The sequence below is a fragment of the Pseudomonas sp. PDM31 genome, from assembly GCF_019218965.1.
Taxonomy (GTDB): Bacteria; Pseudomonadota; Gammaproteobacteria; order Pseudomonadales; family Pseudomonadaceae; genus Aquipseudomonas.
The window spans coordinates 26712-48049 of sequence record NZ_JAHUWS010000015.1 but is presented as its reverse complement, the minus strand read 5'-3'; the positions used below and the strand labels follow the sequence as shown (position 1 = coordinate 48049).

The window sequence follows — 21338 nt, the reverse complement described above, 5'->3', positions numbered from 1 at the left end:
TCGACCGCATCTATTGTGGTATCTGGCAGGTTTCTCCATTCAGGACGTTTTATAGGTCCGGCCTGCTCAAAAGGAAGGTGACCCATGCGTATAGACCGTTTAACCAGCAAATTGCAGTTAGCGTTGTCCGATGCCCAATCCCTGGCCGTCGGTCTCGATCACCCGGCCATAGAGCCGGCGCACTTGATGCAAGCCCTGCTCGAGCAACAGGGCGGCTCGATCAAGCCCCTGCTGATGCAGGTGGGCTTCGACGTCAACAGCCTGCGTAAAGAGCTGACCAAAGAGCTCGACCAGCTACCGAAAATCCAGAATCCGACCGGCGACGTCAACATGTCGCAGGATCTGGCGCGCCTGCTCAACCAGGCCGATCGCCTGGCTCAGCAAAAGGGCGACCAGTTCATCTCCAGCGAGTTGGTGCTGCTCGCCGCCATGGACGAGAACAGCAAGCTTGGCAAGCTGTTGCTCGGCCAGGGCGTGAGCAAGAAAGCCCTGGAAAACGCGATCAACAACCTGCGTGGTGGCGAGGCCGTCAATGACCCCAACCACGAAGAGTCCCGGCAGGCCCTGGATAAGTACACCGTCGACCTGACCAAGCGCGCCGAAGACGGCAAGCTCGATCCGGTGATCGGTCGCGACGACGAAATTCGCCGGACCATCCAGGTGCTGCAACGCCGCACCAAGAACAACCCGGTGCTGATCGGGGAACCGGGCGTCGGTAAAACTGCCATTGCCGAAGGCCTGGCACAGCGCATCATTAATGGTGAAGTGCCGGACGGCCTCAAGGGCAAGCGCCTGTTGTCCCTGGACATGGGGGCATTGATTGCCGGTGCCAAGTATCGCGGTGAGTTCGAGGAGCGCCTCAAATCCCTGCTCAATGAGCTGTCGAAGCAGGAAGGGCAGATCATCCTGTTCATCGACGAACTGCACACCATGGTCGGCGCCGGTAAAGGTGAAGGCTCGATGGATGCGGGCAACATGCTCAAGCCGGCATTGGCCCGCGGTGAGCTGCACTGCGTCGGTGCCACTACGCTCAACGAGTACCGCCAATATATAGAGAAGGATGCCGCCCTTGAGCGTCGCTTCCAGAAAGTGCTGGTGGACGAGCCGAGCGAAGAAGACACCATCGCCATCCTGCGTGGGCTCAAAGAGCGCTACGAGGTTCACCACAAGGTGGCGATCACCGACGGCGCAATCATCGCGGCGGCCAAGCTCAGTCATCGCTATATCACTGACCGGCAGTTGCCGGACAAGGCCATCGACTTGATCGACGAGGCCGCCAGCCGCATCCGCATGGAAATCGATTCCAAGCCGGAAGTGCTGGATCGTCTGGAACGCCGCCTGATTCAACTGAAGGTGGAATCCCAGGCGCTGAAGAAAGAAAGTGACGATGCGGCGAAGAAGCGCCTGGAAAAATTGCAGGAAGAAATCGCACGTCTAGAGCGTGAGTACTCGGACCTCGAAGAAATCTGGAACTCGGAAAAAGCCGAAGTACAGGGTTCTGCGCAGATCCAGCAGAAAATCGAGCAGTCCCGTCAGGAGCTGGAAGCGGCCCGCCGCAAAGGTGACCTGAACCGCATGGCGGAGTTGCAGTACGGGGTGATCCCGGACCTGGAACGCAGCCTGCAAATGGTCGACCAGCATGGCAAGCCCGAAAACCAGCTGCTGCGCAGCAAGGTGACTGAAGAAGAGATCGCCGAAGTCGTGTCGAAGTGGACCGGTATTCCGGTGTCGAAAATGCTCGAAGGCGAGCGCGACAAACTGATGAAGATGGAAAGCCTGTTGCACCAGCGTGTGATAGGTCAGGAAGAGGCGGTGGTTGCGGTTTCCAACGCGGTGCGACGCTCTCGTGCCGGGTTGTCCGACCCTAATCGCCCGAGCGGCTCGTTCATGTTCCTCGGCCCGACCGGTGTGGGTAAAACCGAGCTGTGCAAGGCGTTGGCCGAGTTCCTGTTCGATACTGAAGAGGCGATGGTTCGCATCGACATGTCCGAGTTCATGGAGAAACACTCCGTGGCCCGCTTGATTGGTGCGCCACCGGGGTACGTTGGCTATGAAGAGGGCGGTTACCTGACCGAGGCCGTACGTCGCAAGCCGTATTCGGTGATCCTCATGGACGAAGTCGAGAAGGCGCACCCGGATGTATTCAACATCCTCCTGCAAGTACTGGAGGACGGGCGCCTGACTGACAGTCATGGCCGCACGGTGGATTTCAAGAACACCGTGATTGTCATGACCTCCAACCTGGGCTCGGTGCAGATCCAGGAACTGGTGGGTGATCGCGAAGCTCAGCGTGCGGCGGTAATGGACGCGATTTCTTCGCACTTCCGGCCGGAGTTCATCAACCGGGTCGACGAAGTGGTGATCTTCGAGCCGTTGGCCCGTGATCAGATCGCCGGTATTACCGAGATCCAGTTGGGTCGTCTGCGCAGTCGTCTGACCGAACGCGAGCTGAAGCTGGAGTTGAGCCCTGAGGCCATGGATAAGCTGATCGCGGTAGGTTACGACCCGGTGTATGGCGCACGGCCGCTCAAACGAGCGATCCAGCGCTGGATCGAGAACCCGCTGGCACAACTGATTCTGTCCGGTCGATTCCTGCCGGGCGACACAGCCAAAGGGGTTGTGGAGAACGACGAAATCGTCTTCGTCTGATCCACGACGGCAACAAAATCGAAAAGGCCTCGCATTGCGAGGCCTTTTTTTCGTTAGGCTGTTGAACTCAAAGGAAAAGGCTTGTAAAGTGCGCCCCGCAGTAAGTCACCCGCCAGGGTTTCCGCTCCCCAAGCAGGAATCCAAAATAAGTTGCAAATCATTAACTTGAAAGCAATTTAGGGGGTTGACAGAGGTTCTGAAGATTGTAGAATAGCGCGCCTCAGACACACGAACGCAGCGATGCAAACGGGTCGAAGAGAACGCAGTAAAGCTTCAAAGTTGTAAATTGAAATATGTAGTTCCGTGATAGCTCAGTCGGTAGAGCAAATGACTGTTAATCATTGGGTCCCAGGTTCGAGTCCTGGTCACGGAGCCAATTTCAAACCGGGGTATAGCGCAGTCCGGTAGCGCGCCTGCTTTGGGAGCAGGATGTCAGGAGTTCGAATCCCCTTACCCCGACCATTTTTGGGTCGTTAGCTCAGTTGGTAGAGCAGTTGGCTTTTAACCAATTGGTCGTAGGTTCGAATCCCACACGACCCACCATTTTTGAAACCAGTTAGCGCTGGGATCGAATCTTAAGATCAGAGGCCAAAAGCGCTGATCGAAGAAGGCGATCTTTGAAAGGTCGCCTTTTTTTTACCGGGGTATAGCGCAGTCCGGTAGCGCGCCTGCTTTGGGAGCAGGATGTCAGGAGTTCGAATCCCCTTACCCCGACCATATTAAAAATCCTCGTATCGAAAGATACGGGGATTTTTTTTGTCCACAGGAAATCAATTGCCCCGCAAAGCCAATGTGGGAGCGGGCTTGCTCGCGAAAGCGGTGTATCACTCAACCAACTTATTGACTGATTCACCGCTTTCGCGAGCAAGCCCGCTCCCACACTAGACCGAGTTAGTGCAGCTTGAGGCGAGGCTCAGTCCCGCGCCCGATCTTGCTGCCCAGCATCAGCATCGCCGTGCGGAACGGCCCGTACAACGCCATCTGGTGCATGCGGTACAGCGACACATAGAACATCCGCGCCAGCCAGCCCTCCAGCATCACGCTACCGGTAAGGTTGCCCATCAAGTTACCCACAGCCGAAAAACGCGACAGCGAGATCAGCGAACCATAGTCGGTGTACTTGTACTCCGGCAATGCCTTGCCTTCGATGCGCAGCTTGAGCGATTTGGCCAGCAACGAGGCTTGCTGATGCGCAGCCTGGGCGCGGGGCGGCACGTTGCGATCACTGCCAGGTTGCGGACAGGCGGCACAGTCTCCGAAGGCGAAGATATTCTCGTCACGGGTGGTTTGCAGGGTCGGCAGCACGTGCAGCTGGTTGATACGGTTGGTTTCCAGGCCATCGATGTCCTTGAGGAACCCCGGCGCACGAATTCCGGCAGCCCAGACTTTCAGGCTTGCCTTGATCTCGTTGCCGTCAGCGGTGATCAGGCTGTCAGCCGTCACTTCGCTGACTGCCGCATTGGTCATGACGTTGACCCCCAGTTTTTCCAGGGTTTTATGCACAGGCCCGCCGATTCGTTCCGGCAGGGCAGGCAGCACCCGTGGCCCGGCTTCGATCAAGGTGATGTGCATGTTTTCCGGTTTGATCCGGTCCAGGCCGTAAGCCGCCAGTTCATGGGCAGCGTTGTGCAGTTCGGCGGCCAGTTCGACTCCGGTGGCACCGGCGCCGACGATGGCCACGCTGATCTGTTCGACTTTGTCAGTCTGTCCGGCATGGGCGCGCAGGTAGTGGTTGAGCAGTTGCTGGTGGAAGCGCTCGGCCTGCTTGCGGGTATCGAGGAACAGGCAATGCTGAGCCGCGCCCAGGGTGCCGAAATCATTGGTGGTGCTGCCGACGGAGATGACCAGCGTGTCGTAAGCCACTTCGCGGGCCGGGACCAATTCCAGACCGGCTTCGTCATAGGTGGCGGCCAGCTGGATTTTTTTCTGCGTGCGATCGAGCCCGCTCATGCGCCCCAGCTGGAACTCGAAGTGGTTCCATTTGGCCTGGGCCACATAATTGAGTTCATCTTCGGAGGAGTTCAGGGAGCCGGCCGCCACTTCGTGCAACAACGGTTTCCAGATGTGGGTCAGGTTCGCGTCGACCAGCATCACACTGGCCGTGCCACGTTTGCCCAGAGTCTTACCCAGACGGGTAGCCAACTCCAGACCGCCGGCGCCGCCGCCAACGATGACAATACGATGAGTCATGGGGATATCTCGCAAGGCTAAAAGAAATCGGTGCAATTACCCGAGCGAGCGCCACGCAGCTCATAGCGTCAGATAACTGATAAATCGGCTTAACAGGCCCAAACCAATGGTCACTGCCAACACCAGCACCAGGAGCATCCACGGCCGGAAAGGCCGGCGCTCGACTCGGTGCTGGGACAGATGCAGGTACTCTTCGACATGCTTCTGGTCGTCGGGGTTCAAGCGGCTGGTCATATGAGGCCTCGTCAGGAGTAGACGTTGCTGAATGTGTAGAAGCTACAGACTGATTTAACGAACGTTGAACGGAGCATAGCCGCTGTCCGGAATAGGCTCGACGCTCACCGAATCGTCCAGGCGAATGATGCCACTTTGTAACACCCGGGCAGTGATTCCGCCATGTCCGCGTACGGCCTGAAAGGTCCCTGGGCCGAGGTTGTTTTGCAGGCGTGCGCAAGGCTGGCACCAGCCCGTGGTTTCGAAAATCGCCTGGCCGATCCTGAAGCGACGGCCTTTGAGGCTGAACAGGTTGATACCGCTGATCACGAGATTGCGCCGCAAATCATTGGGCAACACCGGTTGATCGGCGGGGCGGCCCATCAGCGAACTGATCACTGCCAGATGCTCCCACTGCAACAGCGTCACCTGCCGTGTATTGCGTACCCCCGGCCGGGCACGATCGCCAGTCAGACCGGCCTCAAGCCGTGCCTCAACGGCATCCAGTTCGATCATCGACACGTGGGGTTGCGGGCGTACGCCGATCCAGCGCACGCGGCCGGTTTGCGGGACTTCGGCGAGTAATTCTTGCAGTGGGCTCACAGGCTGATGCCGACGTCGAATACGATGCTGCGCCCCAGGTTGCTGCGCAGGAAATCCGGCGCATCCGGATGGGCAAACAGCACGCGGGCGAAGGTCGGCCCGACCAGTGACAACGAGCGCCAGCCCTGGCGCAGGTACTCGGTGGGTGGCGGGAAATGGCTGTTGAGGTCGAGCACTTCACGTTTGAGGCTGGCGAAAGCAATGATGTCCAGTTCCCCCAGGTCCATGCCGCGCTCTTTGTAGTTGTGGGCTTTTTTGCGCAAGGTTGGCGCCAGTCGCAGCAAAAACTCATTGGCGGGAATTCTTCGGGGCTTGGCCTCGCGACGCACCAGTTGGCTCAGGGAAAACGCGCTGCGCCGACGTTGCAGTTCGTCGCGCCATTCATCGTTGAGACGCCGGCCTTCGTCGAGCACGAAGAACACTTCGAAACTGGCATCACGAAACAACACGTCCGGCGGTTCTCCGGCAGGGGCAAACTCATCGGCGCGGTAAGGAATGTTGAGGCCTTGCAGCAGGCGCTGGCAGACCCAACGCTCCCGCTCCCATTTGCGGGCATTGGACAAAAATGCGTTGGCTTGCTCGGCCGCGATGGTCAGCAGGCGTAAGTAATCTGAGTCATCCATAGGCCCAAGCTTAGCGTTCAAATGCGACAAGCAGAAAGCATTGCATCGACTGGAGCGATTTCGTGACCGTAGTAGACTGCTGGACAGCGAGCCGAACCAGCCGAGGAGACAGCAGTGGAGCACAAAGGGTTAGCCTTATGATCGGCGCAGAGTTGCTGTCAGCGCAGACGCTGATAGTCGGCTGGCTCATATACGTGACGGTATTGTTATGGGCCGTTTGTCGTGCCCCCTGGGTCGAGTTGTTCACCGATAGCCGTCGCCAGCATTTACTGTTCGGAACGGTATTTGCCCTGTTTCTGTTGTGGCTGGTGCGGCGCGATTTCGACACGGGCGTGTCTTACCACTTCATCGGCATGACGGCGGTAACGCTGCTGCTGGACTGGCCACTGGCGCTGGTCGGTGGTCTGGTGGCACAAATCGGCCTGGTGCTGCTCGGGCGTCAGGATCTGGCGGCGATGGGGGTTAATGGCGCGCTGTTGATCGCGCTGCCGGTGCTGGTCACCGAGTGCTGCGCGATTCTGGTGGAGCGTGCGCAACCGCGTAACCCGTTTGTGTATATCTTCGTTTCCGGGTTTTTTGCCGCAGCGTTGTCGGCGTTGCTGTGTCTGCTGCTGGCCCTGTGGTTGCTGTGGTTCGACGAGATCTTTGCCATGCCCTACTGGCTGGAAGACTTTGTCGGTTACCTGTGGTTGATCATATTTCCCGAGGCGTTCATCAACGGCATGGTGGTCAGCGCCCTGGTGGTGTTCTGCCCGGAATGGCTGGAGACGTTCAATCGCACACGCTACCTTTCGGCGCCGTGGAAAGACGACGATCCCAAGCGTTGACCAGGCCCGAAATCGTCGACGTCTTCACAGGATCAGTGGCGCGGGTCGAAGTCGCCGCTGAACAATTCGTCCTCGGCATCGGGGGCGACCGGGATCTTGTGTTCTTCCGAGGCCCAGGCGCCCAGGTCGATGAGTTTGCAGCGGTCAGAGCAGAAGGGCCTGAATTTGCTCTCCGGGCTCCATTCCACGGGGGCGCCGCAGGTTGGACATTCGACGGTTGGGATTTGGCTCATGACTGGCCTCCACGCAAAGTAAGATAAAAGTGATGCAGGCGTTCGACCTCACTGTGCAGCCAGGCGAGGTCACGGTCATTGGTCACGACGTCGTCGGCATGGCTCACGCGATCCTGGCGGCTGGATTGGGCCTTGAGGATCGCCTGCACCTGTTGTTCGCTGGTCTGGTCCCGTTGCAGGGTGCGCTCGATCTGCAGTTGTTCGGGGGCATCTATCACCAGCACCCGTTGCGTCATGGCGTACTGTCCAGACTCGATCAGCAGTGGTGAAACCAGTATTGCGTAAGGCGATTTTGCCAGCGCCAGATGATGGGCGATTTCCTCGCCGATCAACGGATGCAGGAGTGCCTCCAGCCAGCGGCGTTGTTCCGGCACTTCGAAGATCAATTTGCGCAACGCGGCGCGGTCCAGTTGACCATCGGCTTGCAGTACACCGGGGCCGAAGTGTTCGGCGATTTGCGCCAGGGCCGGCCGCCCCGGTTCCACCACCCAGCGCGCGGCATGATCGGCGTCCACGACGTGGATGCCCAGGTCAATGAAGTGTTGGGCCGCCGCACTTTTACCGCTGCCGATGCCGCCGGTCAGGCCGAGAATCCAGGGTTTTTCCACAGAGGTATTCATTTCAAACCGACAAACTGCCAATAGAAGTCGGTTATTTGACCACCCCAGAGCAAGGCAATCCAGCCGGCAATTGCCAGCCAGGGACCAAAAGGGATCGGTGTCGAGGTATTTGCGTTGCCCAGGCGCAGACAGATCAGGCCGACAATGGCACCTGTCAGGGAAGACAGCAGGATGGTCAGAGGCAATATTTGCCAGCCGCCCCAGGCTCCCAGCAGCGCCAGTAGCTTGAAGTCACCGTGACCCATGCCGTCCTTGCCGGTCACCAGCTTGAACAGCCAGAACACCGACCACAGCAGCGTGTACCCGGCAATCGCGCCCCATAACGCCTCTTGCAACGGCACGAACAGGCCGAAACTGTTGACGATGAGCCCCAGCCACATCAGCGGCAGCACCAGCACATCGGGTAACAGTTGATGTTCGGCGTCGATCAGGCTCATCGCCAGCAACCCCCAACTCAGCACCAGCGTCATGCACGCCTGCCAACCGAAACCGAAGTGCCAGGCAATGAACGCTGACAACAGACCGCAGGCCAATTCGGTCAGCGGGTAGCGCTTGCTGATCGGCGCCGAGCAGGCCGAGCAGCGTCCGCGCAAAAAGACATAACTGAGCAGGGGGATATTTTCCCAGGCCCGAATGCGGTGGCTGCAATGTGGGCATTGGGAGTGAGGCAGTACCAGGTTGTAGGTTGGCAGCGGAGTTTCCCCGGGTAACCCGAGAATGTCCCGGGCCTGCACGCGCCACTCGCGTTCGAGCATTCTGGGCAGGCGCCAGATCACGACATTGAGAAAGCTGCCGACCAGCAGGCCGATCACACCTGTGATAACAACGAAGGCCAGCGGGTAATGGGTCAGAATTTCGTTCAAGGGCATGTCAGATCGCTGAGCCGAGTTGGAAAATGGGCAGGTACATCGCAACTACCAGGCCGCCGACGATAACACCCAGCACTACCATGATGAACGGCTCCATGAGGCTGGTGAGATTATCGACCATGTTGTCGACTTCGTCTTCGTAGTAGCTGGCAACCTTGTCGAGCATAGCGTCCAGAGTGCCGGACTCTTCGCCTATGGCAGTCATCTGAATCGCCATGTTCGGAAACACGCCACAGGTGCGCATGGCGAAATTCAACTGCATGCCCGTCGCAACGTCCTGCCTGATGCGCAGGACCGCGCGCTTGAACACTATGTTTCCCGTCGCGCCCGCCACTGATTCCAAGGCTTGCAGCAGCGGTACGCCGGCGGCGAAGGTGGTCGATAAAGTGCGGGCGAATCGGGCAACGGCGGACTTGTACAGCAAAGTGCCTGTCAGCGGCATCTTCAGCAGCCAGGCATCGGCTCTATCGCGAAAACCGCGCGAGGTCTGCAAGGCATGGCGAAGGCCCAGGGCTGCTGCGAGCAGCACGGCAAATACCATCCACCACCAGGCCTGCATGAATTGCGACAGACCGATGACCAGCACCGTGAAGGCCGGCAGTTGCGCGCCAAACCCTTTGAACATGGACTCGAATTGCGGCACCACGTTGACCAGAAGAATGGCGCTGACAATGATCGCGACGAACACCACCATCAGCGGATAGGTCATGGCTTTCCTGATTTTCGCCTTGAGGCTTTCGCTCTTCTCCCTGTAGGTCGCGACCCGTTCCAGCAGGGTATCCAGGGCGCCGGCCTGCTCGCCTGCGTCGACCAGGTTGCAGTACAACTCATCAAAGTATTGCGGCTTCCTGCGCAGCGCGGCAGCGAGACTATTGCCCGCCGCGACATCCTGTTTCAAATCGTCCACCAGCCTGCGCATGGCCGGGTTATCGAAGCCTTCACCGATGATGTCGAACGACTGCAGCAATGGCACACCGGCCTTCATCATCGTCGCCATTTGCCGGGTGAACAGGGCTATGTCCCGGGCCTTGACGCCCTTGCCCAGGTCAAATAGCGAGGGGGCTTTCTTGCGGATCCTGCCGGGGTTGATGCCTTGCTTGCGCAATTTTGCCTTGATCAGCGCCGGGCTCTGAGCGCTGAGTTCACCGGTAATTTTCGCACCTTTGCGGTCTGTGCCTTCCCATGCGTATACGCTGATTTTTACTGCCTTGACCGCCATGTCCAGTCCTGGGTGAGCCGATTGATTTGCTCTTATAGCCTAGTCAACCGATGGAACCAAACCGGCGGCGCCAAGGTGACAAAAAACGTCAGATAGTGCGGATTCCTGAGGCGCTGAGGTGTTTTTCTTCGCTCAAGCGTCGGCCCGTCGGGGGTTGGGCCTTGGCACAGCCTGTGCTGATAGAGGTCCGGATCGAGAGATTTCAATTCATACATGGAACTGTCTATGAACAATCAAAAAGGTTTTACCCTGATCGAGTTACTGGTCGTAGTGGCGATCATCGGCATTCTGGCGACGTTCGCCTTGCCGATGTATTCCAAATATCAGGCCCGGGCGAAAGTCACCGCCGGATTGGCGGAGATTAGCGCGATGAAGGTGCCGTTCGAGGATGTCATCAATCAGGGGGACACTCCGACGCTCGCCAACGTAGCACCGGGCGGCGCCACCGCGACCAGCAATTGCACACTGAGCGTGTCGGGGGAGGCGGGGGCTGGTGCCATTGTTTGTACATTGCACAACGCTCCCGGACTGGTTCAGGGCAAAACCATCACCCTGACCCGTGACGCTATCAATGGTTGGTCATGCGCGAGTACTGCCCAAAAAGACTACGTTCCTGCAGGTTGCAGCGGTTCAGCTTCCTGAAATGAAGGGGCAGGAGCGGACTTGCTCGTTAACTCTCATCGCGCGCAGGGGTACGTGAACGTGTTCTCAATTGCGTGAAAAAAGCCTAAAAAATTCATGCGTTTAGGAACTTCTCACGAACCCGCAACTTGCATGCAGTGTTTTTGCGACTCATGCATTTTGCATGATTTCGAAAATGAACCAATTTATTAAGTTATTGATTTATAAGGATTATTTGTAATCGGAAAAGTTGGCACAACGTTCGCAATATACCTGGTAACCCTGCCGGGATGACGTCCGGCAGACTTTTCAGAAAAACAGGAGTTACACGTATGAAGAAGTTCGCTATCGCTGCCGCTACTGCAACCGCGCTGACCCTGACTATGGCCAACGCCGCATTTGCCCAGAACGCCCAAGCCACTCAGGCGCCTATGGTTGTGGCAACAGGTGAGGTGGATAAAGCCCAGGAAGCTACTTCTGATACCTGGATCACGACCAAAGTCAAAAGTGACCTGCTGACCGAAAAAGGTATTCCTGGCACCGACATTAAAGTCGAAACCAACAAAGGTGTTGTATCGCTATCGTCGACTGTAGCGGTTACCGATTCTCAGAAAGCTACCGCTGTAGCCATCACCAAAAAAATCAAAGGCGTCAAAGCGGTATCCGCTGACGGCCTGAAAGCCGAATAAGGCAAGACTTCTCGCCTGGACCGGGAGAAGGCGCGACAGACGGGACAAGGAATACGCCTGTCGCATTTCAAAGAGTTCATGCGAACGGCCACAAGGATTGTGGCCATTACAGGCCCCGGCATTCGTGTCGGGGCCTGTTCTATTCAAATGATTGAAATCTGCTGTGGGATTGTTTCGCGAGTGTATTTATCGGTGGCCCAGCGCATTACTCCGCATCCAGATGCAAGGGTGTAACTACCCGGCCATCTCCCTCGGCTTCGCCCAGATTGGCATCGATGAAGTACACGCGGTCGTCTGCCAACTGGCCCTTGTCGACCAGGTAGTCCTTGATGCTGCTGGCGCGTTCCTGGCCCAGTTGACGTAACAGTACGTCGCTGGAGCTCCAGAATTTGATCACATCAGCACGCATTTTCGCGGTGCGTTCTTCCTTGCCCAGATCCTTCCATTCGAGCGGTGGCTGAGTCTTCAGGCGGGTGCGGTAGATGCCTTCGAGCAGTGTGCCTTTTTCATCCTCCGGCACTTCCAGCAACGACGCCTGGGCCGGCACCTTGTCGCCTCGGCGCTGGAGCATTTTGTAGTAGTTGTACTGGTATTCCCGTTCCAGGCGCTGCTCGGCGATCAGTGGGCCATCGCTGCTCTGGGCGGCGGTACCTTCGATTTCCAGGCGCAGGGCCGGGCGTTCCTTGAGGGCCTGGGACAGTTTGTTCAGGGCGCCTTCGGCGTCCTTGCTCAAATCGCTGGACCCCGCCGCGAACGAGACGGTACCCAGATCTTCCGAGCCGCCACCGCTGACCAGCCCGCCGATAAGCTTGAACGGCGCCGCTGCCGCCTTGACGATCAGATTGCGCAGGGTTTGCCAGACAATCGGCATGACGCTGAATTGCGGGTTGTTGAGGTCGCCGGTGACCGGCAGTTCGATGGAGATCTTGCCGTCGACGTCCTTGAGCAGGGCAATGGCCAGTTTCAGCGGCAGGCTCACGGCATCCGGGCTGTCGACCTTTTCGCCCAGTTGCAACTGTTCGACCACCACTTTGTTTTCGGCTTTGAGCTGGCCCCGGGTGATCTGGTAATGCAGGTCGAGGTTCAAGCGGCCCTTGCGAATACGGTAACCGGCGAACTTGCCGGAGTAAGGCGTCAGTGTGGTCAGCTCGACGCGTTTGAAACTGGTGGCAATGTCGAGGCTGGCCATGGGGTCGAACGGGTTCACCGCGCCCTTGATGGTCACCGGTGCGTAGCGGTCCACCTTGCCGTTGATATTGACACTCGCAGGGTTGGCCTGACGACTGTCGATGGTGCCGATCTGCCCATTGAGCTGCTGGACGGCAGTGGCGAAGTTCGGGGTCAGGCTGAAGTCGGCGAAGTTGGCCGAGCCGTCGTTGATGGCAATGCCCCCGATGTGGATGCCCAACGGTTTTTCCTTGGCGGCAGGTTTGGCGGCGGTGGTTTTGCTGGCGGTATCGGCCGGTTGTGGAACGAGCAGGTCATCGACGTTGGTTGTGCGGTCATCGTTGATCATGAAACGAACATAGGGCTGGAACAGATTGACCTTGTCGATCGACAGGCTGTCGCCATGCTGATAGTTCAGGCCCTCGACCACCACTTGTTGCCACTTCAGGAAGTCGCGGGTTTTCAGGGTGTCGAGGGTGTGCAACTGATCGACCTGGGCGCGACCGGTGACGCTGAAAGCCAGTGGTTCGGTGCTCTTGAGGTTGACCGCCAGATCACTGCCGAGCATGCCGCTGCGCAGTTCCAGGCGAATGAACGGGGTGATGTAGGACTGGGCAACCCGCAGGTCGATATCTTTCGTCTGTACGTTCAGCCTGGCACTGACCGGGGCCAGGTTGACCTCGCCATCGGCCATGAGCGTGCCTTGTTTACCCACACCGGTATCAAGCTTGAGGGTAAATGGCGAGCCATTGAGGCTGTCGAAATTCTGCAGATCGACATTCAGCGGGCCCACATCCAGAGCAACGGCGGGCTGTGCTTTACGGTCGGCCAGATGCACCTGGTAGCCACGCAGTTGCACATCCTTGACCAGCACCTGCCACGGTTTGCTCGGGGCGGTTGGCTCAGGTGCGGGAGAGTCGGCGGCGGCCGGAGCACTGGCTTCGGCGGCAGGCCGGGATGGCTGGCTGGCGAACAGTTTTTGCCAGTCGAGTTGGCCATCGGATTCCAGGGCGGCCCAGGTTTCCAGCTTTTGGCTGCGGATCTTGCCCACCACCACTTGCTGCCTGGCAAGGTCCACGGTCGTTTCGCTGATCTCCAGTCGTTGCAGCTTCGCCAGCGGGCGGCCGTCCGGCGCCTTGATGGCGAAAGGCGCAACACTGACGGCAACATTGCTCAACAGCAGTTCGGTTGCTTTGGATAAATTGAGTTTGTAGTCGGTGCTGAGGCTGACGATTCCTTCCTCGAGGTCCAACGGCACGGCGTCACGCACGTAGGGCCAGAAGGCTTTCATCTTGCCATCGGTGATTTTCAGCTTACCTTCGGATGCAAGCGGGATGAGGCTGAAATTGCCGGTCCAGTCGATTTGCCCACCGTTAGGACCGATAGCCACCAAGGTCATGTCGGCGCTGTCTTCAGGCAGGGTACTTAAGTTTTTCAGCTCGAAATCGAGGGTGTCGTAAAGGAATTCGATGGGCTCGCTGGGCCGCGCATCCTCAAAGTGCACGGCACCGCCGGCCAGCTTTATGCGCTCGATGCGCAGTGGAAACGGCTTTTCGTCCGGATCGGCAGGCGTTGGATCGCTCGCCGGCAACTTGAACAGGCCAAGCAGATTGAGCTTGCCGTCCTTGCTGAACAGGATCTCGGTCCTGGACTTCTCCAGTTCGATATCCGACAGATGCAGCGCCTTGGTCCACAGGCTGTCGAGTTGCAGGTTGGCGTACAGGCGTTCAAAGCCGACCTGTTCCTTGCCGGGTTCACCGATGTTCAAACCCCAAAGAGTCAGCTCCAGGCTGAACGGGTTGAATTCGATTCGCTGAAGTGTGGCGGGGGTGTTGGCGTAGTTGGCCAGTTGCTGGTTGGCAACGCGCAGCGCGATCCCCGGTAAAATCAGAAAGCCCAGCAAACTGTAGAGGGCCAGAGCAGTCAACAAGGCGCCGACGGCGCGAATCAATCCTTTGGGCATGTGTGGCTTCATCTGTCTGAATCGGAGTGCCTTGGAGTATGGCATGCGATTACGGTTCCGAAGCAAACGCAAATGCTCAGGATTGCTCCACGTCTTCGAGGCAAATCACAGCTGCAGAATCAGGGTTTTCAGTGGTGGTTGCTGGTCCATGGACGGGAAATCGCCACCGGGTTTCATCACTGTCCATTCACGCACCGGGCGCCCGGCCTTTTCGGCGCAGCGCAAAACCTGTTCGCGCCACTCGTCCATGCCGACTTTTGCCAGGTTGTTGCAACAGATCAGCACGCCGTTGTCGGCAGTGGTCAGCAGCGCCGGCTTCAGCAGACTCTGGTAGTCACGCAGCAGGTCAACGGTGCCGAACGCGCTCTTGGCCCAGGCCGGTGGGTCGAGCAGTACCAGATCGTACTGACGCTGTTCCAGGCGTTGATAGCCTGGCAGTTTCTGCCCGCGACGCTGGCTGATGGGCAGGCCGGCCAACTGCCGAATGGCCGGGAAGTAGTCGGACTGGATGAATTCCATGGTCGGCAGTTGCGGATTGAGCAGGCCGTTTTCCCGGCCAACGGCGAGGTTGCCTTCGGCGAAGTCCAGGTTGCACACCTCGCGCGCGCCACCGGCAGCGGCGCTCAGGCCGACGCCACAGGTGTAGGCGAACAGGTTCAGCACACTTTTGTTTTTGCTGTGATCCTTGACCCAGCCGCGGGTGTTGCGCAGGTCAAGAAACAGCAGAGGATCCTGTCCGGCGTGGCGGCCGCGAACCCGATAATTGAGACCCCATTCGTGGCCAATCAGGTCTTGCAGTGCTGCTTCGTCGGCACGATAGACGTTGTCTTCACGGTCGATGCGCGAGTTGCCACGGGAACGATCGTTGTAGACCAGCAGGGTTTCGAACCCCAGGTGTTGATTGACGATTTCGTGCAGTTGCAGCAGCGCCTCACGCTCCAGCGACTGGTGGAAACTTTGCACCAGCAGTTGCGGGCCGTAGCGGTCGATGGTCAGGCCGCCAGCGCCTTCCTGGCTGCCATGGAACAGGCGATAGCAATCGGTGCCTTGCTGGTGCAGCTCGGCGAGCAGGTCCTGGCGTTGATCGAGGGCGGCGCGCAGCGCCTGATTCAAGGAAGACATGCTTGGCGCCTTGCAGGAGGAATTTGGCGCGGGAGTTTAACAGCTTGAGCACTGTAAGAGCTGGCCCTTGTGGGAGCGTGGCTCGCCCGCGATGAACGATAATGCGGTTTGTCAGTTGAACCATAGCGTGGCCATCGCGGGCAAGCCACACTCCCACAAAAGACTATCAGGTCAGCAGGCCCATGCGCCGTCTGGCCCGTTGCACCGAGCCGTTACGCACCGCCCAGCGCAGCATGGGCGCACTGCGATTGACGCTGGCGCGGATCAGTTTGCGCTGCAGCGGGCTCTGGCTGACGCCGAGCATGTCGCTGGCCCAGTCCGGCAGCAGGTCGATCCCGGCTTGCATCATCAACCCGCCGAATGGCCTGGCCAGACGACTGGGGGAGGGGGCGTTCAACAACAAACGCAACACTTCGCGGCTGCGTTCGTCGCACAGCAACTGCGGGCGCATGCGCTCCAGATAAGCGCAAACTTCCTTCCGGGAGCGGGGCACATTGCAGGCACCCAGGCGTTCGGCGACCAGTGCGATTTCTGCGTAATAGCGATCCTGATCAGCCGGGGACAAGTGCGGATTTCGGTAGCGCAGATGCGCGGCGAGGAAGTTACTGACCTCAGCCACATGTACCCATGTCAGCAACTCTGGATCGCTGGCGGCGTAGGGGCGGCCGTCGGGCGCTGTGCCGGTCACTTGCAGGTGGATGGTGCGCACTTTTTCGATCAGCCAATCGGCGTCCTGACTTGAGCCAAAGGTGGTGCCGGAGATGAACTGCCCGGTGCGGCGCAACCGGCGGAGCATGTCTTCGCGAAAATTGGAGTGGTCCCACACACCGGCCAGGGCCAGCGGGTGCAGGGCCTGCAGCATCAAGGCGCTGATACCGCCGATCAGCATGCTGCTGAAGTCGCCGTGAACCTGCCAGCTCACCGAGTCGGGCCCGAACAGGCCGGGATCGCCCTTGGGGTTTTCCAGGTCGAGCTTGCCCAGGGACAATCCGGTGAGGCTCATGATCTGGGTTTCGATACGGGTGCGAATGAATTCCATGGCGACTCTGTAGTTCTCTGCAGGAGCGAGCCGGCTCGCTCCTGCAAAGGCCAGTACGTTATTGGTTCAGGCGTTTGTCGATCAGACCTTGCACCACGCTCGGATCGGCCAGGGTCGAGGTATCGCCCAGGCTGTCCAGTTCGTTGCAGGCGATCTTGCGCAGGATACGCCGCATGATCTTGCCTGAGCGGGTTTTCGGCAAGGCCGGTGCCCACTGGATCAAGTCCGGTTTGGCGAAACTGCCGATTTCCTTGCTGACCAGGGCCAGCAATTCTTTCTTCAGTTCATCGTTGGCTTCGACGCCGTTCATGGGGGTGACGAAGACATAGATGCCCTGGCCCTTGATGTCGTGTGGGTAACCGACTGCAGCGGCCTCGGCGATGCTGTCGTGCAGCACCAGGGCGCTTTCCACTTCGGCGGTGCCGATACGGTGGCCTGAGACGTTGATCACATCGTCAATGCGCCCGGTGATCCAGTAGTCACCATCTTCATCGCGCCGCGCGCCATCGCCGGTGAAGTAGTAACCGGGATACGGCTTGAAATAGGTGTCGACCATGCGCTGCGGGTCGCGGTAGACGCTGCGGATCTGCGCCGGCCAACTGGATTTAATGGCGAGTACGCCGCTGCCGGGGCCTTTGATTTCCTTGCCGTGCTCGTCAAGCAGTACCGGTTGTACGCCGAACATCGGCTTTGTAGCGCTGCCGGGCTTGATGTATCGGGCGCTCACCAGCGGGCTGAGCATGATGCCGCCGGTTTCGGTCTGCCACCAGGTATCGACGATCGGGCAGCGCTCTTCGCCGACCTCATGGAAATACCATTGCCAGGCTTCCGGATTGATCGGCTCGCCGACCGTACCGAGTAGCCTGACGCTGGCGCGGGAGGTTCCCTTCAATGTCGCGGGCCCTTCGCGCATCAACGAGCGCAGGGCTGTGGGGGCGGTGTAGAAAATGTTCACCTTGTGTTTGTCGATCACCTGCCAGAAGCGTGAGGTTGTCGGGTAGCTCGGTACGCCCTCGAAGATCAGTGTGGTAGCGCCGTTGGCCAGCGGACCGTAGACGATGTAGCTGTGGCCAGTGACCCAACCGACGTCGGCGGTGCACCAGAAGACTTCGCCCTCGCGGTAATCGAGCACGTACTTGAAAGTCATCGCCGCTTGCAGCAGGTAGCCGCCAGTGGTGTGCAGTACGCCTTTGGGTTTGCCGGTGCTGCCAGAGGTGTAGAGGATGAACAGCGGGTCTTCGGCATCCATTGGCTCGGGCGGGCAATCGGCGCTGACGTCGCGCAGGGCCTGCTGGTACTTGAGGTCCCGTCCTTCGACCCAGTTCACTTGTACATTACTGCGCTCGATCATCAGCACGGTGCTCACGTCCGGGCAGCTTTGCAGCGCCTTGTCGACGTTTTGCTTGAGTGGCACGGGCCTGCCGCCACGCACGCCTTCGTCTGCGGTGATCACGGTGCGGCAGTCGGCATCGAGAATACGGTCGCGCAACGAGTCCGGAGAGAAACCGCCGAACACCACCGAGTGCACCGCGCCGATGCGGGTACAGGCAAGCATGGCGTAGGCAGCCTCGGGAATCATCGGCATGTAGATACACACGCGGTCGCCTTTTTTCACGCCACGGCTTTTCAGCACGTTGGCCAGGCGGCAGACGTTTTCATGCAATTGCTTGTAGGTGATCGATGTCGAGTCGGCAGGGTTGTCGCCTTCCCAGATGATGGCGACCTGATCTGCGCGGTTCTCCAGGTGCCGGTCGATGCAGTTGTAGCTGACATTCAATTTTGCACCGGCAAACCAACTGGCCTCACCGGTCTTCAGGTTGTAACGCTGGACGGTGTCCCAGGGCGCGCTCCAGTCGAGAAAGCGTGTGGCCTGTTCGGCCCAGAAGGTGCTGGGGTGTTCGATGGATTGGCGGTACAGACGCTGATAGTCGTCTTGACTCAATTGTGCAGCCCGGCGGACGGCATCGGCTTTGGGGAACGTGCTGATATCGAACATGACGGTTCCTTATTCTTGTTTTGCGACAAAGATAAAGATGCGCCGAGTGACCAATGGGTTCAAGAGGGGAGCTACGCGACCCTCGTAGGAGCCGGCTTGCTGGCGATGGACGCTAACGATGACACGGGCCTCCTGAATGCCCATGGCGCTCTCCGGCTTTTCGCGAGCGTGCTCGCTCCTACAGGGGAGCGCGCCGAACTGTAGGAGCGAGCATGCTCGCGATGGACGCTAACGATGACGCGGGCGTCCTGAATGCCCACGGCGCCCTCGGGTTTTTCGCCAGCAAGCCGGCTCCTACAGGGAATGGGGCATTGCTGCCCCGTCAGATCACCCGCGGTGACGACCACGGAAGTAGTTGATCAACCCTTGGGTCGAGGCATCGTCAGCCGGGGTTTCTTCGCTGCCGACCAGGCGGTTGTAGACGCCTTTGCCCAGTTCCTTGCCCAGCTCCACGCCCCACTGATCGAAGGCGTTGATGCCCCAGATCACGCTTTGCACGAAGACTTTGTGTTCGTACATCGCCACCAGTGCGCCAAGGCGGCGCGGGCTGATGCGCTCGACCACCAGGGTGTTGCTCGGACGGTTGCCCGGGATCACCTTGTGCGCGGCGAGTTTCTGCACGTCCTCTTCACTCATGCCTTTCTCGCGCAGTTCGGCCTCGGCCTCGGCCAGGGTCTTGCCGAGCATCAGCGCCTGGCTTTGCGACAGGCAGTTGGCGTACAGCCACTGATGGTGATCGGACACCGGGTTGAAGCTGACGATCGGCACGATGAAGTCGGCCGGAATCAGTTGGGTACCCTGGTGCAGCAACTGGTGATACGCATGCTGACCGTTGCAGCCTACGCCACCCCAGATCACCGGCCCGGTGTCGGTGGACACTGGCGTGCCGTCCTGGCGCACGCTCTTGCCGTTGGATTCCATGTCCAGCTGTTGCAAGTGCTTGGTGATGTTGCGCAGGTAGTGGTCGTACGGCAGGATCGCGTGGCTCTGCGCGCCCCAGAAATTGCCGTACCACACGCCGAGCAGGGCCAGCAGCACCGGCATGTTCTGCTCGAAGGGTGCGCTCAGGAAATGCTGGTCCATGGTGTAGGCGCCGGACAGCAGTTCCTTGAAGTTCGACATGCCGATCGCCAGGGCGATGGGCAAACCGATGGCCGACCACAGCGAATAACGGCCGCCGACCCAGTCCCACATCGGGAAGATGTTTTCTTCGCGGATACCAAAGGCCACCGCCGCCGCGTTGTTGCTCGATACGGCGATGAAGTGGCGATACAGCTCGGCTTCCGAACCACCCTGAGCCAGGTACCAGGCACGGGCGGCCTGGGCGTTTTTCAGGGTTTCGAGGGTGTTGAAGGATTTCGACGAGACGATGAACAGCGTGGTCTCGGCGCGCAGCTTCATGGTCAGTTCGTGGAACTCACTGCCGTCGATGTTCGCCAGATAATGGCAACGTACGCCTTTCTGGGCGTAGGACAGCAGTGCTTCGGAGACCAGCTCGGGGCCCAGGAAGGAGCCGCCGATGCCGATGTTCACAACGTCAGTGATCGGCTTCTCGGTGTAACCACGCCACAGGCCGTCGTGGATACGGCCGACGAGGTCAGTGATCTGGTTGAGCACCTTGTGCACTTCCGGCATCACGTTGACGCCATTGACCGACAGCTTGTCGCCGACCGGGCGGCGCAAGGCGGTGTGCAGGGCCGGGCGGCCTTCGGAGGAGTTGACGATTTCGCCGTCGAACAGCGATTTGATCGCGCCCTTGAGGTCGACTTCGTTGGCCAGCCCCACCAGCAGGTCGCGGGTCTGGGCATTGATCAGGTTTTTCGAGTAGTCGAGAAACAGGCCGCAGCTGCTGAGGGAGAATTGCGTAAAGCGCTGCGGGTCGGCGTTGAAGGCTTCACGCATGCTGAAATCCTGCATGGCTTGGCGGTGATCATTCAACGCTTGCCAGGCGGGCAGAGCGGTCACGTCGTGAGGAGTGCGGTAGTACGCCATCGCTGCGTTTTTCCTTTTTACTTGAACGGCCTTTTGAACACTGAAGATCCCGGAGCGCTGCGTATAGGCGTCCGGGCAACTGCGCCGACAGGGTTTCATGGCGCAGGGCGAATACAGTAAACCCCGCGCAGTGATCTGTCTTGACTTTGTCTGACCTGTTTCCAGCACTTTTTTAACATCGGGCTGAAAATCGTCCGACAAACGGAGCAATGACCGGACTTCAGTCAGATCAGGCGACCTGGACCGGGATGGCGTTGCTGGTATGGCTCAGCTCATTGCCCGGTGCCATATACAGCATGCGTGGCTTGAAGTTGAGCAGTTCGGCTTCGCTGTAATGGGCGTAGGCGCAGATGATCACGCGGTCACCGACCTTTGCCTTGTGTGCTGCGGCGCCGTTGACCGAGATCATGCGCGAACCTTCTTCGCCACGAATGGCGTAGGTGGTGAAGCGCTCGCCGTTGTCGACGTTGTAAATCTGGATCTGTTCGTACTCGCGGATACCGGACAGGTCCAGCCATTCGCCGTCGATGGCGCAGGAACCTTCGTAGTCGAGCACAGCGTGGGTAACTTCGGCGCGATGCAGCTTGGCTTTGAGCATGATGGCGTGCATGAGTGTTTTTCCCCAGGTCAGAATCGAACGGTGGGCAATGTGCCCGAAGGGTTTGAAATCGGCAATACGAAATCGGCAAACACACAAAACCGC

At 59.0% G+C, this 21338-nt stretch carries 18 protein-coding genes and 4 tRNA genes; 8 read left to right on the top strand and 14 right to left on the bottom strand.

Translation table 11 applies throughout. The features are described from left to right. Window positions 1-84: 84 nt before the first annotated feature. The 5 genes from clpB (at window position 85) to KW839_RS24460 (ending at window position 3366) form a co-directional block, all read left to right on the top strand. On the top strand, window positions 85-2649 hold the full coding sequence (gene clpB / locus KW839_RS24480) for an ATP-dependent chaperone ClpB (RefSeq protein WP_060543356.1): 2565 nt from the start codon (window positions 85-87) through the stop codon (window positions 2647-2649). Between the two features lie 300 nt (window positions 2650-2949). Continuing rightward, window positions 2950-3025: transfer RNA gene (locus KW839_RS24475), tRNA-Asn, on the top strand. A gap of 9 nt (window positions 3026-3034) precedes the next feature. Continuing rightward, a tRNA-Pro gene (locus tag KW839_RS24470) sits at window positions 3035-3111 on the top strand. A 5-nt stretch (window positions 3112-3116) separates the two neighbouring features. Then, a tRNA-Lys gene (locus KW839_RS24465) sits at window positions 3117-3192 on the top strand. A 97-nt stretch (window positions 3193-3289) separates the two neighbouring features. After that, window positions 3290-3366, top strand: a tRNA-Pro gene (locus tag KW839_RS24460). Window positions 3367-3540: 174 nt separating this feature from the next. Here the strand turns inward: KW839_RS24460 and KW839_RS24455 are convergent. The 4 genes from KW839_RS24455 to KW839_RS24440 are packed head-to-tail and all read right to left on the bottom strand — an operon-like array spanning window position 3541 to window position 6278. Further along, window positions 3541-4839, bottom strand: a complete 1299-nt coding sequence (locus KW839_RS24455; RefSeq protein ID WP_218425722.1) for an NAD(P)/FAD-dependent oxidoreductase — start codon at window positions 4837-4839, stop codon at window positions 3541-3543. A 60-nt stretch (window positions 4840-4899) separates the two neighbouring features. After that, entirely contained in the window at window positions 4900-5073 is a 174-nt protein-coding gene (locus KW839_RS24450; RefSeq protein ID WP_060543358.1) for a DUF3094 domain-containing protein, read from the bottom strand. A 54-nt stretch (window positions 5074-5127) separates the two neighbouring features. Continuing rightward, the gene (locus tag KW839_RS24445; RefSeq protein WP_218425721.1) at window positions 5128-5655 is read right to left on the bottom strand and encodes an MOSC domain-containing protein; all 528 of its coding nucleotides are present in this window, start codon (window positions 5653-5655) and stop codon (window positions 5128-5130) included. Next, window positions 5652-6278 carry a DUF1780 domain-containing protein gene (locus KW839_RS24440; protein ID WP_007970534.1) on the bottom strand — a complete coding sequence of 209 codons (627 nt, stop codon included), beginning with the start codon at window positions 6276-6278 and terminating at the stop codon, window positions 5652-5654. The genes KW839_RS24445 and KW839_RS24440 overlap by 4 nt, the downstream gene beginning before the upstream one ends. 137 nt (window positions 6279-6415) lie before the next feature. Between KW839_RS24440 and KW839_RS24435 the strand changes: the two genes are divergently transcribed. Further along, window positions 6416-7105: an energy-coupling factor ABC transporter permease gene (locus tag KW839_RS24435; RefSeq protein WP_218425720.1), complete on the top strand. Its 690-nt coding sequence runs from the start codon at window positions 6416-6418 to the stop codon at window positions 7103-7105. A gap of 32 nt (window positions 7106-7137) precedes the next feature. Here the strand turns inward: KW839_RS24435 and yacG are convergent, their stop codons facing one another. From yacG to KW839_RS24415, 4 genes are read right to left on the bottom strand one after another with little or no spacing between them, the layout of a single operon-like run. After that, on the bottom strand, window positions 7138-7338 hold the full coding sequence (gene yacG, locus KW839_RS24430) for a DNA gyrase inhibitor YacG (protein ID WP_060543361.1): 201 nt from the start codon (window positions 7336-7338) through the stop codon (window positions 7138-7140). Beyond that, window positions 7335-7958, bottom strand: a complete 624-nt coding sequence (gene coaE, locus KW839_RS24425; RefSeq protein WP_060543362.1) for a dephospho-CoA kinase — start codon at window positions 7956-7958, stop codon at window positions 7335-7337. The genes yacG and coaE overlap by 4 nt, the downstream gene beginning before the upstream one ends. Further along, window positions 7955-8827: an A24 family peptidase gene (locus tag KW839_RS24420; RefSeq protein WP_218425719.1), complete on the bottom strand. Its 873-nt coding sequence runs from the start codon at window positions 8825-8827 to the stop codon at window positions 7955-7957. Before KW839_RS24420 ends, coaE begins: the two co-directional genes overlap by 4 nt. A 1-nt stretch (window position 8828) precedes the next feature. Then, window positions 8829-10046, bottom strand: coding sequence for a type II secretion system F family protein (locus tag KW839_RS24415; RefSeq protein WP_218425718.1), 1218 nt, complete (start codon window positions 10044-10046; stop codon window positions 8829-8831). A 225-nt stretch (window positions 10047-10271) separates the two neighbouring features. Here KW839_RS24415 and KW839_RS24410 point away from each other — a divergent pair, with 225 nt between their 5' ends. Together KW839_RS24410 and KW839_RS24405 are read left to right on the top strand one after the other, a co-directional pair. Continuing rightward, complete coding sequence (locus KW839_RS24410; RefSeq protein ID WP_060543365.1) at window positions 10272-10688, top strand: pilin; 417 nt, start codon at window positions 10272-10274, stop codon at window positions 10686-10688. A 311-nt stretch (window positions 10689-10999) separates the two neighbouring features. Continuing rightward, window positions 11000-11356 (top strand): BON domain-containing protein, encoded by a 357-nt coding sequence (locus KW839_RS24405; protein ID WP_060543366.1) that lies wholly within the window; start codon window positions 11000-11002, stop codon window positions 11354-11356. A gap of 205 nt (window positions 11357-11561) precedes the next feature. On the opposite strand, the gene KW839_RS24400 is transcribed toward KW839_RS24405, so the two are convergent. The 6 genes from KW839_RS24400 to panD form a co-directional block, all read right to left on the bottom strand. Further along, entirely contained in the window at window positions 11562-14531 is a 2970-nt protein-coding gene (locus KW839_RS24400; RefSeq protein WP_218425717.1) for a DUF748 domain-containing protein, read from the bottom strand. 60 nt (window positions 14532-14591) lie between these two features. Continuing rightward, window positions 14592-15608, bottom strand: a complete 1017-nt coding sequence (locus KW839_RS24395) for a class I SAM-dependent rRNA methyltransferase (protein ID WP_218425716.1) — start codon at window positions 15606-15608, stop codon at window positions 14592-14594. Window positions 15609-15774: 166 nt separating this feature from the next. After that, complete coding sequence (locus KW839_RS24390) at window positions 15775-16647, bottom strand: oxygenase MpaB family protein (RefSeq protein WP_218425715.1); 873 nt, start codon at window positions 16645-16647, stop codon at window positions 15775-15777. A gap of 58 nt (window positions 16648-16705) precedes the next feature. Next, the gene (gene acs, locus KW839_RS24385) at window positions 16706-18643 is read right to left on the bottom strand and encodes an acetate--CoA ligase (RefSeq protein ID WP_218425714.1); all 1938 of its coding nucleotides are present in this window, start codon (window positions 18641-18643) and stop codon (window positions 16706-16708) included. A gap of 327 nt (window positions 18644-18970) precedes the next feature. Next, complete coding sequence (gene pgi, locus KW839_RS24380) at window positions 18971-20635, bottom strand: glucose-6-phosphate isomerase (RefSeq protein ID WP_218425713.1); 1665 nt, start codon at window positions 20633-20635, stop codon at window positions 18971-18973. Window positions 20636-20864: 229 nt separating this feature from the next. Continuing rightward, window positions 20865-21245, bottom strand: a complete 381-nt coding sequence (gene panD, locus KW839_RS24375) for an aspartate 1-decarboxylase (RefSeq protein WP_003228271.1) — start codon at window positions 21243-21245, stop codon at window positions 20865-20867. Window positions 21246-21338 lie beyond the last annotated feature (93 nt).

Bases quoted from the DNA above. Each gene is read 5' to 3' on its own strand.
- panD (WP_003228271.1), bottom strand. From the start codon at position 21,245: ATGCACGCCATCATGCTCAAAGCCAAGCTGCATCGCGCCGAAGTTACC.
- clpB (WP_060543356.1), top strand. From the start codon at position 85: ATGCGTATAGACCGTTTAACCAGCAAATTGCAGTTAGCGTTGTCCGAT.
- KW839_RS24435 (WP_218425720.1), top strand. From the start codon at position 6,416: ATGATCGGCGCAGAGTTGCTGTCAGCGCAGACGCTGATAGTCGGCTGG.
- KW839_RS24450 (WP_060543358.1), bottom strand. From the start codon at position 5,073: ATGACCAGCCGCTTGAACCCCGACGACCAGAAGCATGTCGAAGAGTAC.
- KW839_RS24405 (WP_060543366.1), top strand. From the start codon at position 11,000: ATGAAGAAGTTCGCTATCGCTGCCGCTACTGCAACCGCGCTGACCCTG.
- KW839_RS24415 (WP_218425718.1), bottom strand. From the start codon at position 10,046: ATGGCGGTCAAGGCAGTAAAAATCAGCGTATACGCATGGGAAGGCACA.
- KW839_RS24400 (WP_218425717.1), bottom strand. From the start codon at position 14,531: ATGCCATACTCCAAGGCACTCCGATTCAGACAGATGAAGCCACACATG.
- pgi (WP_218425713.1), bottom strand. From the start codon at position 20,635: ATGGCGTACTACCGCACTCCTCACGACGTGACCGCTCTGCCCGCCTGG.
- yacG (WP_060543361.1), bottom strand. From the start codon at position 7,338: ATGAGCCAAATCCCAACCGTCGAATGTCCAACCTGCGGCGCCCCCGTG.
- KW839_RS24420 (WP_218425719.1), bottom strand. From the start codon at position 8,827: ATGCCCTTGAACGAAATTCTGACCCATTACCCGCTGGCCTTCGTTGTT.
- KW839_RS24455 (WP_218425722.1), bottom strand. From the start codon at position 4,839: ATGACTCATCGTATTGTCATCGTTGGCGGCGGCGCCGGCGGTCTGGAG.
- acs (WP_218425714.1), bottom strand. From the start codon at position 18,643: ATGTTCGATATCAGCACGTTCCCCAAAGCCGATGCCGTCCGCCGGGCT.
- KW839_RS24395 (WP_218425716.1), bottom strand. From the start codon at position 15,608: ATGTCTTCCTTGAATCAGGCGCTGCGCGCCGCCCTCGATCAACGCCAG.
- KW839_RS24390 (WP_218425715.1), bottom strand. From the start codon at position 16,647: ATGGAATTCATTCGCACCCGTATCGAAACCCAGATCATGAGCCTCACC.
- KW839_RS24410 (WP_060543365.1), top strand. From the start codon at position 10,272: ATGAACAATCAAAAAGGTTTTACCCTGATCGAGTTACTGGTCGTAGTG.
- KW839_RS24440 (WP_007970534.1), bottom strand. From the start codon at position 6,278: ATGGATGACTCAGATTACTTACGCCTGCTGACCATCGCGGCCGAGCAA.
- coaE (WP_060543362.1), bottom strand. From the start codon at position 7,958: ATGAATACCTCTGTGGAAAAACCCTGGATTCTCGGCCTGACCGGCGGC.